General features: G+C 60.5%; 7 protein-coding genes. 5 read left to right on the plus strand and 2 right to left on the minus strand.

All coding sequences use genetic code 11. From position 1 onward, the window contains the following. The first annotated feature begins 203 nt into the window (after nt 1–203). The 5 genes from PUN51_RS15145 (at nt 204) to PUN51_RS15165 (ending at nt 11,177) form a co-directional block, all read left to right on the plus strand. Nucleotides 204–767 (plus strand): hypothetical protein, encoded by a 564-nt coding sequence (locus tag PUN51_RS15145; RefSeq protein ID WP_275181527.1) that lies wholly within the window; start codon nt 204–206, stop codon nt 765–767. Further along, a complete protein-coding gene (locus PUN51_RS20770; protein ID WP_275181528.1) occupies nt 764–2,449 on the plus strand; it encodes a nuclease-related domain-containing DEAD/DEAH box helicase in 1,686 nt (561 codons plus the stop codon). The genes PUN51_RS15145 and PUN51_RS20770 overlap by 4 nt, the downstream gene beginning before the upstream one ends. 78 nt (nt 2,450–2,527) lie before the next feature. Continuing rightward, the gene (locus PUN51_RS15155; protein WP_275181529.1) at nt 2,528–5,044 is read left to right on the plus strand and encodes a sigma-70 family RNA polymerase sigma factor; all 2,517 of its coding nucleotides are present in this window, start codon (nt 2,528–2,530) and stop codon (nt 5,042–5,044) included. 50 nt (nt 5,045–5,094) lie between these two features. After that, complete coding sequence (locus PUN51_RS15160; RefSeq protein ID WP_275181530.1) at nt 5,095–7,875, plus strand: PD-(D/E)XK nuclease family protein; 2,781 nt, start codon at nt 5,095–5,097, stop codon at nt 7,873–7,875. Next, on the plus strand, nt 7,872–11,177 hold the full coding sequence (locus tag PUN51_RS15165) for a UvrD-helicase domain-containing protein (RefSeq protein ID WP_275181531.1): 3,306 nt from the start codon (nt 7,872–7,874) through the stop codon (nt 11,175–11,177). Before PUN51_RS15160 ends, PUN51_RS15165 begins: the two co-directional genes overlap by 4 nt. A gap of 13 nt (nt 11,178–11,190) precedes the next feature. Here PUN51_RS15165 and PUN51_RS15170 read toward each other — a convergent pair whose 3' ends face one another. Further along, on the minus strand, nt 11,191–11,433 hold the full coding sequence (locus PUN51_RS15170; RefSeq protein ID WP_275181532.1) for a hypothetical protein: 243 nt from the start codon (nt 11,431–11,433) through the stop codon (nt 11,191–11,193). Nucleotides 11,434–12,432: 999 nt separating this feature from the next. Then, nucleotides 12,433–13,716 carry an NYN domain-containing protein gene (locus PUN51_RS15175; protein WP_275181533.1) on the minus strand — a complete coding sequence of 428 codons (1,284 nt, stop codon included), beginning with the start codon at nt 13,714–13,716 and terminating at the stop codon, nt 12,433–12,435. Nucleotides 13,717–14,508 lie beyond the last annotated feature (792 nt).

Consider the following 14,508-nt stretch of genomic DNA (forward strand, 5'->3'; position numbering starts at 1 on the left):
GCGCTGCAGACTTCCGGGGAAGCCCCAATTCAGGACACTTCTGGAGCCGCGAACCAAGCAAACGAATAACGTCGGGCTGTACTGATACAAATATGATCTGGAACAACTTCTGAACTCAGCGCGGCAATGCCACGCTGCGGTGGCCGGAGCTCAAGAACCGTATGCATTCAAATGCGCAGCAGTGGAAAGATTGATACGCCGTGATGGAAATGCTCAGCGGAGCCAGCGTAGACACGTTCAGGAATCTCGTATTTTCCGCTGCCGTGATTGTCGGCTTCCTGTTTCTACTCGGAAGCCGTGTGTCCACTCCCCTGACAATCGCCGCCAGGCTTGTCACCGCCGCCACTGCAGGTACGGCCGCCTTTGCCGCCGCCAACCTCGCGGTGGTCTTCTATATCCTTGCGCACCTCATGGATCCGCGCTGGTCCGTCGGGAGAGATGCAACGCTTCAGAGCCCTGAACTGTCTGCAGGGCCCTTCTTCCAGCCGGTCACCGACACCTTGAATGACATCCTGGATGGCCTGACGGGCAACCTAAACAATGTCATTGCCCTGAAGAACGCGTTCCTCACCATGCCGGAATTTATCGTCGCCGCGGGCTGGGCATCCTTTGCGCTGGTGGGCTTTGCGATCGCGAATCGCATTCTTTCCTCGATCATCGAAAAGAAACAGATGAAGCAGATCGACCGGAATACGCAGGACCTTGCTGATATCCGCGCCCAGATCGGGTTGCCCGCCTTCCAGGACACCAAGGTCAGGGCGCGGTGAGGTGCATTCCGGAGGAACCGGAGTTCGGCGAAGGACATCACGCGGAAAAGGCCGTCTGGACTGCGCTCAGGAACAGCCTGCCCGATGACTGCGTCCTGGCCCACTCGGTCCAGGTCCGCGACGGCCGCAATGAATACGAGATTGACCTGCTGGTCCTCTGGCCCAACGTGGGCGTAGCTGCGATCGAGGTCAAGGGCGGCCAGGTTTCTATCGACAACGGCCAGTGGTACCAGTCGGACCGGAACCAGAAGCGCAGAATCCAAAGCCCCGTGGCTCAGTCCCAGAGCTCACTTCATGCCCTCAAGGACTGGCTTGAGATCCAGCTAGGTTCGCGTATCAGCAGCCGCTTTGCCTACATGGTCAGCCTGCCCTATACCGACGTGCCGCGGAACTGGACTATGGCCGGATGCCCTCGGTCTCTCATCCTCGACAAAGATGACAGCAAGTCCCCCGCGGAGCTCGTCCGCCAGGCCATTGAAAACGAAGGCGGCGGTGCCTCCCCGCTGGCCCCGGCCTTCCTGGAACGCATCGTCCGCAAGCTTGGCGGAAACCTGGACACCGCCGTCGTACCCTCCACCACATCCCAGGAGGACGAGGCAGCACAGGATCATCTCACCGAGCGCCAGTCCGTGCTGCTTCAGGCCACCCGCTCGCTCCCCCGGATCCGCTTCACCGGCGGCGCCGGCAGCGGAAAGACGTGGCTCGCCGTCGAAAAGGCCCGCATGCTCAGCAAGGAGGGCAAGCGAGTGGGCCTCTTCTGCTACAACAAAGGTTTGGGGCAGTACCTTCAGGACCGCGTCGCAAGCTGGCGTCAGGCCAAGCCGCTGTTCACTGGCGAGTTCCACGAATATGTGCGAGGGCTGGGCGTCCCCGACGGGCAGGGGCAGGACTACTTCGACATCGAAATGCCCCGCCTGCTGAAGGAGCTGGCAGCCGGAATGGCGCCGCGGGACCGGCTGGACGCTGTCATCGTCGATGAAGCGCAGGACTTTGCTCCTCTCTGGTGGGACGCGCTGCTTGCCTGCACCACCGACCCCGATGCTGCGGAAGTCTATGCCTTTATGGATGACCGGCAGGACGTCTACCAGCGATGGGGAGGCGCGACGGCGGACCTTACCCATGGCCCGATGGCCACGCTGGTGCCCATCCACATCGACGACAATCTCCGCAACACCCGAAAGATCGCCGAGACCTTCAAACCCTTCGCCGGCGACTACTTCACACCGCGCGGCAGCACTGGCCTGCCGGTGCGGTTCGTGGATTGCCCCACCGAGAAGGCACTCCAGGTCGCCGATGACTGCGTGGATGCCCTAATCGACGAGGGCTGGGCGAACAACCAGATCGCGCTCCTCACCACCAAGGACCGCCACCCCATCCATTTGGACTACTTCAACCGCGGTGCCACGGAGGAATACTGGCGGGACTTCCACGCCAACGACGGTGAGTTCTACGGCCATGTGCTGGGCTTCAAGGGGTTAGAACGGTCCGTTGTTGTCCTTTGTGTCAACGGCTTCAAGGACATGAGCAGGGCCCGGGAACAGCTCTACGTCGGGTTGTCCCGTGCCCGTAGCCTGCTTGTGGTTGTGGGCGACTCCGGGCTGCTTGAGAAGGCCGGCGGGCGTGAACTGAAGTTCGCACTGTCACGCGCCCAGGCCTGGCAGCCGGCGGTGGAAGACGGTTAGTGACGCTGCTCACCTAATTTGTCGGTGCCTCGCCATACTCTTCAGTCACCAGATCAGAACCGTCCAATGGGGGATGAAATGCCAGAACTAGCCGACGCCGGGTCCTACCCCAGTGCGACGCTTCCGCAGGGGCCAGCTCCGGTTGCCACCGCGGCAGTCCCGGCCTCCTATGACTATGCCTTCCTGTATCCCTGGCAGCAGGAAGCCCTAAAGGCCTGGCACTCCAATGCCCGTTGTGGCGTGGTGGAGGCCGTTACGGGTTCCGGTAAAACCCGCGTGGGCGTTGCTGCAGCCTTCGAAGCCGTCCGGCAGGGCATCAAAGTCCTGATCCTGGTGCCAACGGCCGAACTTCAGCGCCAGTGGCTGGTCTCCCTGCGCCGAGACCTGCCCACAGCGCGGCGCGGTGCCCTCGGTGACGGACGCAATGATTCCCTCGACGACGTGGACATCCTCGTGGCCATCGTTCACTCGGCCTCCAACCGCCAGACACTCCGTTCCCACAAGGCGGGACTGATCATCGCCGACGAGTGCCACCGTTATGCGGCACCCATGTTTACCGGTGCTCTGCAGGAGGGGTACGCCTGGCGGCTTGGGCTGACTGCCACGTTCGAAAGGGCGGACGGTGAGCACGAGAACCTCCTGACACCCTACTTCGGCGGCGTCATCTACAACCTCTGGTACGACCGGGCGTTGAAGGACCAAGTCATCGCCCCGTTCGACATCGCTCTGGTTGGCGTTGACCTGACCCGTGCCGAACAGACCGATTATGACGAGTTCTCGGCGGTGATGGTGGAGGCGGCGCGAAACCTCGAGACGTACGCAGGCATTCCCCGCCGGCCCTTCCCGCTGTTCATTGCAGCGGTGGCCACGCTGGCCGCTTCGGACTCGCCCAGCCGGGAAGCAACAATCGCCCGCCGGTACATGCGGGCAATGTCCTCACGGCTCAACCTGCTGGCCGAGGCCAAGACGAAGTACCTGGCGCTGGCAGCACTGAAGGAAACGGTTGATGGGTCCAACGGGACCTTGGTCTTCACGCAGACCCAGGATTCCGCGCGGCGGGCGCAGGAGCTGTATACGTCCCTCGGCTCGACAGCGTCTGCGGTGTTCAGCGGCATGGCCAAAGACGACCGCCGGCAGGGCTTGGAGGATTTCCGTACCGGCGCATCGCAGGTTCTGACCGCGCCGCGGCTCCTCGACGAAGGTATTGACGTCCCGGAGGCCGACCTCGGGATCATCGTTGCCGCCAACCGCAGCCAGCGGCAGATGGTGCAGCGGCTCGGCCGTGTCATCCGTAAGAAGGCCGACGGGCGGCCCGGCCGGCTGGTTGTTCTCTACTCCAAGGGCACTGTGGAGGACCCGGACGTCCAAGGCGAGGAATTTCTCGGCAAGGTGCTGCCGTTCGCACGGAACGTTGAATTCTTCGACATCAAGTCGGACCTGGACGGGTTGCAGGAGTTCCTCCGCCAGGCCGAACCTGATGTGGCTCCGGCGCCCGAGCCCGGTGAGCCGATAGCGGGTCCGCCCGGGAACGGCGCCGGACCGGAAAGCGGCAAGCCAGCAACGCCAGAACCGGTGATGGTGCAACCTCCAGCGGAGGACGACGAGAGCGCGCCGACGTCGTTTGACCTTGAGGATTCGGGCTGGCTGGAGGAGCTTCAGGGGCTCGAGGGCTTCAGCGACGACGGGGTTTCGGACTACCTGCAGCGCGCTGGTAGGGCTGATCTGCTGTCTGCTGAGCAGGAGGTGGAGCTCGCCAAGGACATCGAGGCAGGGCTTTATGCCGCACACCGGCTGGCGGATGGCACTCCCCGGGGCCGCAAGGAATCCCGAGAGCTGCGCGCCATTGCTTTGCTGGGTGAGCGTGCCTCCGACGCCCTGCTGGAGGCGAATCTCCGTCTGGTCATATCCATCGCCAAGAAGTACGTGTATCACGGCATGGACCTGCTTGATCTGATCCAGGAAGGGAACATCGGCCTCCACCGGGCAGTCTGCAAGTTCGACTACACCCTGGGCAACAAGTTCTCCACGTACGCAACGTGGTGGATCCGGCAGGCCGTCACTCGGGCACTGGCCGACCAGGCCCGGGTCATCCGGCTCCCAGTCCATATGGTGGAGCAGATCTCTAAGGTGAAGTCTGTGCAACGCGAAGCGTTCCGAAAGGGCATTGAGTACACCTTTGCCGAGCTCGGCAAGCACACGGACCAGTCGGCGGACAAAGTTGAGCGTCTTCTGTCACTCGACAAGCCCGTGCTGTCACTGGACTATCTCATTCCGGACGGTAAGGGTGGTCTGGAGCCGCTCGCGGACCAGCTCCTCGATCCTTGGCACGTTGACGTTCTTGACCAGATCGCCAAGGAACAGCTCAAGACCCAAGTGCACGCGGTCTTGGACACCCTGACAGAGCGGGAAGCCGGCGTCATCGCGATGCGCTTCGGCATCGATGACGGCGAGGAAAAGACCCTCGACGCCATCGGCAAGGCCTACGGCGTCACGCGAGAGCGAATCCGCCAGATCGAGTCGAAGACCATGGCTCTGCTCAGAGAACCAGAACGATCCCAGTCCCTATGCGAGTACAACTACGGTGGTGTTGCATGACCTGCACGATTTTCCCTTCGGTCAATCTCGCTTTGGCCGAGCTAAAAACAATGATCAGCCATGCTCAGGCCGCCGATCCGCTGGCTCCAGTCACCATCCTGGTCCCTTCCCATGCCGCTGGTCTGGACGTGACCCGTTACCTGGGCAGGACTCTCAACGGGGGCGCTGGGAGTGTGGGGGTCAGGGCGTTCACACTCAAGGACCTCGCAACCGAACTCATCGCCGACGCCGACGCAGTGAACGGGCGCCGTCCCCTTCTTCCGGTCGTCCGGCTTGGAGCCGTGAGCCGGGTCCTGCTGGACCAGCCAGGGCTCTTTAAGGATGTCGCCGACCAGCCCTCGACCGCCCGTGCGATCGCCAGGACAGCGGAGCTCCTCGACGCGGTTCCGGATCCCGCCGATCCGGAGCTCCCTCAGCTGATGCAGGAAGTGCTGCGGCTTCACGGCGCCTCAAAGGAGGCTCTTCGCCGGCAGTGGTACACGGACCATGAGGCTTTTACCCTTGCAACCAAGAAGCTCGCAACCAAGACCGTGACGCAGCGGCTCGGCACCATCATCGGCTTCATGCTCGGTACAGAAACCCGTCCCGCCGAGGCAATCTTTAGAGCGAGCCTCGAAGCGGCCGGAATGCAGCATCTCGCGGCGGCCGGCGCGGCAGAGAATGGTGTAAGACTTCTGACAGCGTCCGATGCCGACGATGAAGCCCGCGCGGTGGTGCGCCTCGTCGTCGAGCGGCTTGCAACAGGAACCCCGGGCCACCGTCTCGGAATCTTCCACTCGGCCGCCCAGCCCTACGCCGCGCTGCTCACCCAGCGCCTCAGCCAGGCGGGAGTTACTTTCGTCGGTCCATCAGCCCACCGGCTCATGGACTCGCCACTGGCCCGTGGCCTCCTTCAACTGCTGAAGCTGGACCCGCAGGATCTCGACGCACGCACCATCCTGAACATCCACGCGGAAGGTGCCTTCTCCTGGCATGAGCAGAAGCTGCCCAGCAGCGCAGCATGTGAAAGGTTCTATGCAAATCCACCCGCCGAAGAGGATTATGCAGGAGCAGAAACCTCCGCCCACGCGGACTACCTCGAAAAGTTCCGTATATTCCAGTCCTTCAAGGAGGCCCTTGCGGCACGTCTAGGCCAGGTCCATGCTGCTGCCACATGGAGTGACGCCTCCGCCTCGCTGATATCACTTCTTGAGGACTTCATGGGCCCCAGAGGCGCCGGCGAACATCCGGAGAAAAGCGCTGCCCGCAACGCGCTGATCGAAGCCGCCTCGGATCTCCGGCATCTGGATCTTGTCGGTCCTTTGCCCCGCCCGGCACTCCTACAAAGCGCCCTGAAAGACGGCCTAGCTTCAAAAGGCCGCTGGACCGGGAAGAGCGGCACGGGTGTCGTCGTGGGCAGTTTTGCTGATGCGGTCGCCAGGGACCTTGATGTCGTCTTCCTCATGGGGGTTGCGGAAGGGCTTGCGCCAGCACGGACAAGGGAGAACCCACTGCTGCCGGACAGCGCCCGTACCATGCTGGGCGGGAGTCTCCCTACGGTTGAAGAACGTGCCGAGGCCCACAAGAAGCAGTTCTTTGCTGCCCTCGCTACAGGATCCGAACGGTTCATCACCAGCCCCCGCGGGGACCTGCGCGGCTCCGGGAGTTACGAATTGTCACGCTGGATCGACCGCAAGCCTGACCCCCAGGAACAACTGCGGTCCTTCGCCCACGGCATTGAGAACGGCGCACCCGCCTCCGATGCGTTGCCCCCAACAGCTCAGGAATGGCGGCTCCGTCGTATCCTCAGCGCTGAGGAGGGCACCTCCGTATTGGAAGAGGACGAGGCGCTGCAGCGTGCGTTAGCTGCCACCCGGGACAGGCGGGAGGGCATCTTCTCGAGGTTCAACGGCAACCTCGGTGCATATGCAGGGATCATTGTGGACCCCGAAAAGCCACTGTCCCCCACCCGGCTTGAGGAATGGGTCACCAGTCCGTTCAGCTACTTCATGAAACACGTCCTGAAAGTCAGCATCTTGGAGGACGTGGCACTCGAAGTGCAGATCTCGCCGCAGCAACGGGGCATCCTGGTTCACCGAGTGCTGGAAGACTATGTTCGCAGCATCACGAAAGACGGCCTTCCGCCTTCATTGGACCGCCTTATGGAATTAGCGGACGCCGCTTTTGAGGACGTCGCAAATCCGGTATGGCTTAGCCACGTTTGGGAACGCAACCAGGCCATGCTGCGCCAAGACCTAAAGCGTGTGCTGGCGGACGACCAGGACAGGTTTGCCGCCGGCTGGAAGTATCTCGCCGAAGAGGCGAGCTTCGGGCCCGCGGGCACGGACACCCATCCGCCCGTTGAACTAACTCTCGACGACGGCACGACGGTTCGCTTCCGGGGAAAGGTGGACCGTATTGACCAACAGTCCAACGGCAGTGTCCGTGTGATCGACTACAAGACAGGCAAGGCCGACAAGTACAAACCGCTCCGGGACCACCCCACCGCGGAGGGCACCCGCTATCAGCTTCCGGTCTATGGCCTGTTTGCCCGGACACTCGCGGACTCTTCGTCCGACGTCGCGGCAGAGTATTGGTTCATCTCGAAGGCAGGTGCCTTCGCCAAAATCGGCTACACAGTGACTGACGAGGTCGTGGAGCAACTGCGCACAGATGTTGGCTTGATCATTTCTGCCCTGCGGAACGGAATCTTCCCGCCCCGGCCTGAGTCGGACCGATACGTCAACTTCACCACCATGATGGGCGCCCAAGAGCTCGGCCAGCGGTGGCTGAATCTTCAAAACGCCCTCGAACTGCAGCCCTATTCCCAGCTCCTGAAGGCGGAGAAATGAACCCGGAACTCCTGGAACTCCTGGAACTCACAGACCAAACCGACCGAACACTGATCGAGCAGGAGCTCGAAGCGAACATCTTTGTCGAAGCGGGTGCAGGAAGCGGCAAGACGCATGAACTCGTCGAGCGTATCTGCGCGATGGTTGACGCCGGCGTCGAACTCAAGAGCGTGGCAGCCATCACCTTCACCGAAAAGGCAGCAGGTGAGCTGAGGGAACGGGTACGTCGGCGTCTGGCGGACGCCAGCCCCACAGACCTGCGCCAGCGGGCGCTCGACCAGCTGGATACGGCTCCCATCGGCACCATCCACTCTTTCGCGGCGCGCATCATCAGCGAACATCCGATCGAGGCTGGAGTCCCTCCCCTGATCACCGTGGTGGATGAATTGCGGTCCCAGATTGCGTTCACGCGGCGGTGGGAAGATGCGCGCCAGAAACTGTTCGCCGACGCGTCCTTGGACGACGCACTCCGTATACTCCTCGCCGTCGGCGTTTCGCTTGACCACCTGCAAAACGTTGCGGCAGACCTGGATGCCAACTGGGACCGGCTGGAAAGTCATCCTCCCCGCAGGCGGCATATCCCGGCCGTAGATCTTGGTCCGCTTCTCCGCCAAACTTCAGACGTCCTCGCACGTGCCGACCATTGCACTGACCCTGCAGACAAGCTGCTGACCGCCTTCGAACACATTAAGAGCTGGCACGGTCGCCTCTCCGAGGCAGAATCCGGCGAACTGGGCCTCGTCCTCGAGCTGCTCCACGCTGTTCCGCAATCCGGCTTTAGTGGGGGGCAAAAGGGCAACTGGTCCATCAACGTCGCCGAGGTGCGAAGCTCCTGTAAAGATCTGGCCCAGCAGGCGATAGCCCTGCGCAACAGCTTTGTACAGCCCGCCGTTGAGACCGTTACCGCTGCCATGGCCGAGGTCCTTCTTCAAGCGGCTCGCGAACGCCAGCGGAGCGGCGAGCTTGAGTATCACGACCTTCTCGTTCACGCGCGGGACCTCCTCATCGGCAAGGACAAACAGGGCGTCCACGCTGCCCTGCATGATCGCTACCGCTGCATCATGCTGGACGAATTCCAGGACACCGACCCCATTCAGGCTGAACTGGCCACGCGGATAGCCGCCAGCGAAGTCTGCGGGCCCGACGGCTGGGAGCATCTGAGCGTACCTCCCGGCCGGCTGTTTACTGTCGGGGATCCGAAGCAGTCCATCTACCGCTTCCGCAGGGCCGACATCGCCACCTACCTCGCGGCACAGCAGCGTTTCTCAGACGACGCGGATTCCAAGACCGCTTCCCTCCAGACGAACTTCCGTTCCACAGGAAAGCTGCTTGAGTGGATCAACGGCACGTTCGGCGAGCTCATCACAGCCAACGGCACGGTTCAGCCGGAATACCAGGCCTTGGTGCCTGATCCCGGGCGTCCCGAATGGAGCGACGAACATGGCCCGGCCGTCTCAATCATTGGGCGCGGCGGTGCGCAGCCCGACGAAGCAGGAAAGGTCTCTGCCGATGCGATGCGCCGGCAGGAAGCCGCGGACGTTGCTGCAGCAATCAGAGTCGCGAGCGGTACCGCAGGTCTTTCAGCTTGGCAGAAGCAGAGCAAGCGATCGGGTGACGGCTTTACAAGTTCGCCGGTTGAGTTGAAGGACATTTGTGTCCTGATCCCAACCCGGACGTCCCTCGCCGCTCTTGAGGATGCTCTCGACGACGCCGGCATTGAGTACCGGGCTGAGGCATCGTCTTTGGTTTACTCCACTCAGGAGGTTACCGACCTGCTGCTGGCGATGCGTGCCATCTCCAATACAGCGGATGAAGCCGCACTGGTGCTTTGCCTGCGGTCGGCGATGTTTGGCTGTGGTGATGACGAGCTGTTCGAGTGGAAGCAGGCCAGTGGCCACTGGAACCTGTTCTCCCCCGCACCCGACGCACTCAGAGACTCCAATGTGGCACACTCCCTGGCTTACCTAGCCGCCCTGTGCCGTGAGCTTGAGGTGTTGACGCCGGCCGAAATTATGGAGCGGCTAGTTGCCGACCGCCGCATGCTGGAGGCGGCAGTTGATGCGCCGCGTTACCGAGATGTCTGGCGCCGGATGCGTTTTGTGATTGATCAAGCTCGGGCGTGGACGGAGGCCACTCACGGCAGCCTGCGTGATTACCTGGTGTGGGCGGGCGTGCAGCAGGAGGAAAATTCACGAGTCAAAGAAGCCGTAGTGCCGGAAACGGACGTTCAGGCCGTCAGGATCATGACCATTCACGCTTCTAAAGGGCTCGAATTCCCCATGGTGATTCTCGCTGGCACGGGATCCGGACCTAACAATCAAAAGGCTGCTGCTCTGTGGGATCAGCGCTCCCAAGTACAGGTGCACTTCATTGGCGACATACGGTCCGCGGGATACGGAGAAGCCGAAGCCATCGAGAAGCAGTTCGACGACGCTGAGAGACGCCGTCTCCTGTATGTGGCCTGCACACGCGCGGAAAGCCACCTTGTCATTTCCCATTACGTGAATGCCAAGAACAGTCTCGGGCAATTGCTCAAGGACGCAGCCGACGCCGTTCCCGCGCCAGATCTAAGCGTCCCAGACGATATGCCTCTTCATGCGAGGTCGGCCCACGAAGTCCATCCAGTCAAAGCGCTTGAAGAGTGGCAGCAGCAGCGCGATGTCTGGCAGAAGAATTCGGCCCTCGTATCGTCCACCTCCGTCACGGCAACTGCCAAAGGAGCGGACGGCTTTGCCGCGTCTGAGATGGACGGGACCCCGCATCTTGTGAGCATTGATGAGGATGGCTCGCTGCCGACTCCGGCAGCGACAGGCGGGGAACATGGCAAGGAGTTCGGTACGGCCCTGCACCGGCTGCTAGAGCTGAGTGACCTAAGAGAAAACGGGAACCTCGACGTTCTCGCTGAAAGGATCGCCAGCACCGCCGGACTGGCGGATCCCGCTGGTTTGGCTGAACGTGCCCGTTCTGCACTACGGAGCACACCTGTACTGCGTGCGGCTGACCGGAAGCACTGGCTTGAGCTTCCCGTGGTCACACCCAACAACGGAATGACTCTCGAGGGCATCATCGACCTGATGTACCGCGAGGACGACGGGACTCTGGTCATCGCCGACTTCAAGACTGACATCAGTGTCACGCAGGAGACCTTGGCGGCTTACTGGCGCCAATTGTCGACCTATGCGGGCATGGTGGAACACATCACCAGTCAAAAAGTGAGCGAGCTGGTCTTGATTTTCTGCAGGGCCGGGAACGCTGAAATCCGCCGCCAGACACGAGATGGGGGTGCTGAGCAGAGGGCGTAGTCTCAGGGTGCCGTCACCACCAACGGTGGCGGCACCCGGGGCTTTGACAAGCCCACTTCGGCGCGCCCCACTCAACGTGGCCGGTCGTCGGGTAGAGACGCTGTTCCTCCATCACCACGCAACCGGCGAACTCCGCTTTCGGGTATTGCTCGATCACGTCGGGCATAACCATGCCGTAGATAATGCGCCAGGACTCGTGGCCGCACACCGGGCATTTCCTCGTCAGAACCCTTTTCACCTTTTTGTTCTCGGTCATGGAAGCAACTTAGCCGCGGAGCCAGACATTCCTCGAGTTACAAAAGTTCCTTACCCGGCTAAGAGATGTGCATGACGGGTGAAGCGGTTGACGACTCAATACAAATCCCGATTCGTTCCGAGTTGCTTGATAAATTTCCTCCGCCCGAGAGTCGACGCCTGCGACCCGTACGCATAACTGGAAAATCGAGAAGATTTGTTGGAGTCGCTTGAGCACTGCCCTTGAGCGACAGCTGGTGCAAACTGGCGCGCCCTCCGTGCCGCCTACCAGCGTTGCTCAGGTAAGTGCCGGAATCACCAAGCCGGCCCAGAGTAGGTTGGTCCCGATTACTGAAATATGAAGACCTTGTCGAGCACCCCGCCGATTCAGCTCAGTCGCATCGTCTAATACTGACAGCCAGACACTATTGCTTCCTCGTGTCCTGTGGTCCAGGAAGGGGCAGAGCCAAACCATGACCCTTTAGAGAGGTTCACCGCAGCTCATGCAAGTATCCTCCCCCTCCTCATACATGGCCCCGCAGCAGTAAGTGGGACCATAATCATCGGAGTCGTAGCATTCCTCGCACTGCCCGTTTTGCATATCACTTTCGTCAACGTCGCCCCCACAGGAGTCACATGTGAGTATCTTCTCCTCGTCATTCCCGCCGTTATGGCTGCTAGAGGAGGCCCCCCCGAACAAGCTACTGAAAAAACCCACATCTCTCCTTTGACTTGTAACATTCTTAGCTATCAATCCGGCGCACTCTATCACCGCTTATTGTTGGCCCTGGGGTATCTCGACACTGATATGGCGGTCGGCCTTCCACTCCGCGCGCTTGCGGCAGAGACTGCAGGTTACTTCATCTAGGGCGGCGGAGGTGAAGTGTGGGTTGGTAGCACCGCAGGGATAGTAGCCGCTGTTACTTTCGAGATGAACCTTGTACATGTCTTCTTTCTGTATCACATGAGCTGGAGACTTTTGCTGGGGTTAGCCGGTAGGAGTAAGACCCAGGGTAGAGACTCAACCCTGATGCTCTGAATCTTGGTAGTGAATCCAAGCGGCAAGCTCTTGCTTCTCCGATTCGCCAATTTCAAGCCCTGCCTGCTCTGCCCTGCGTAAGACACTGTTGAACGTTGAGCGTGCGATAGTCCCTGCATCGGGGGAAGGATCAGCGTTCAGATTTGCCTCCCCGTCCTGACATGCCCGAATGACGAACGTAAAGGCACTTCGTGGAATATCGAAGCCCTCTTGAGACGCCTGATCGCGCGCCCATTTAGATGCTTCCGTAAAATTGAAAACGTGCATAGCCGCATAAGCTTCGAGCTTCCGATAGACAGCTGGCCATTCGTTCGACGCTATCGTTGGCATTCCCGTCGTTTCCGCGAAATGCAAGACCGCGGCCGGCAGGCTCGGCTTCACTGTCACGGCTTTTGCTGCTGGTTCTGTATGCCGGGTGGCATCCCAAAGGTAGTGCTGCGAAAATCGCACGTTCGGAAGTTCCAAACGCTGAACCGCTCTGATGAAAGATCCCGCCCCGAACCAGGTACCGTCTGATACGCCAACCCCAGCCGCTGTTCTGGCGTCAGACGATAGACGAGCCAAGTTAATCGGGGTGGTCGCTTCAAAGTATGTTCTACGTACAGCCGTCGCAAAAGCTTGATAACTCGTATCAACATTCGGGTTCCCGTCTAGCAGCAACACGGAAGAGTGAATCCCCTCGAGCTGTAGAGTGGATGCCGCGTCTTCGGTTTCAGCATCCTCTGATGCATCCTTGGCAATCAGCTCGAAGACATCTTGCTCATCAAGAAATCGGTCCGCTAGCGCTTCGTAGGCCGTCGCCGTTGACGAAGTAGCAATAACTGTGACGCGTCGGTCATCGGCCCGCACTACTTGAAGTAGCGGGGTGAAGTCTGCGTCGGCTGACGCGATAACGAACTCCTCGTATCTGGTGTTTGCTCTTAGTGCAGTCATCACATCAATCACGATGCGAATATCAGCACCATTTTTCGATCCCTTGGTCAAAGCCGGACAATCAACTACCTCGACACCTGCTTGTGTGAAGAAGGGACGAAACTTGGAAAAGTACAACCGTTCACCGGGTTTGTGCGGATCCGGGAGTGAGCCTGCTGGATTCATATAACACCGCAACACCAGCCAACGGCGGGCACCTCCGTCCGAATAGCTTGTCGTCAGTCTCTGAATCCACTGCGAGGGGCTCGTGACCAAGGCCAAGGCCGACGCTGGGTCTGCCGACATCAAACCGCTAAAAAAGCTGTCGAAGTCAAGGAATAACGCTGCTCTCATGCCCGGCACTTTTGACCCTTTCAATTCGGTGTGACCTCATACTGCCACCACCTATGAGAATCCGAGACATTGCTTGCGGGTTCGCTCTGTGAGGCACATGGAAACAATGAGAAGTCTCGTATCCGCTGGATGCGAGAGAGGAGCAAGGAATCGATCAGGTGAGCCGTGACGACGAGATGATCACCACCGCGCGGTGATGTGTTTGCTCACAGGCTGCAGGTGGTCCATCATGCCCGGGAGTGATGGAAGAATTCGAGGTGACCAAAGCTTCACCCCTGGCAGAACGCGAGACCGCAAGCAGCGCCATGCAGTCGCCGCGAGCAGAGACAAGCTAACCAAGGGCGCGCCCATGCCGTTGCCACGCTTCGATAGTCTCGCGACCGGCCGTGGCGACCGACTCGACGGCATCTGCAATCGCAGTCACGGTCGCCGCCACCGAGTCGGGAACAATTGAGCACCTGCCCGCCGCTTCACGCCAGGCATCACGAACCGCAGTTTCCGGCAGAAAGTTAATGGTCTGCTTTCCGAGAGTTATTAGTTTGGAAACGTCGACAAAGGGGCAAAAAGTAGAGTGGCGAGTCATGGTAAGCCTTTCTTGAGAGTGGTTGGGATGCCCGTTAGTCGGGCACGTGCCGAACATAATTCTGATGTTGCCGTTAGTTTGCCTGCCTAACTGGCGGCCACGACTTGAGCGTAGAGATCGGAGCGGTAGGTCACGGTCGCCGTGGCAAAGCGACGCGCCCTGCTCAGATGGTTGGTGCGACTCATGACGTGGAGATTGGCATGTGCAGC

This window comes from Arthrobacter sp. NQ4 (genome assembly GCF_029077345.1).
Classification (GTDB): domain Bacteria; phylum Actinomycetota; class Actinomycetes; order Actinomycetales; family Micrococcaceae; genus Arthrobacter.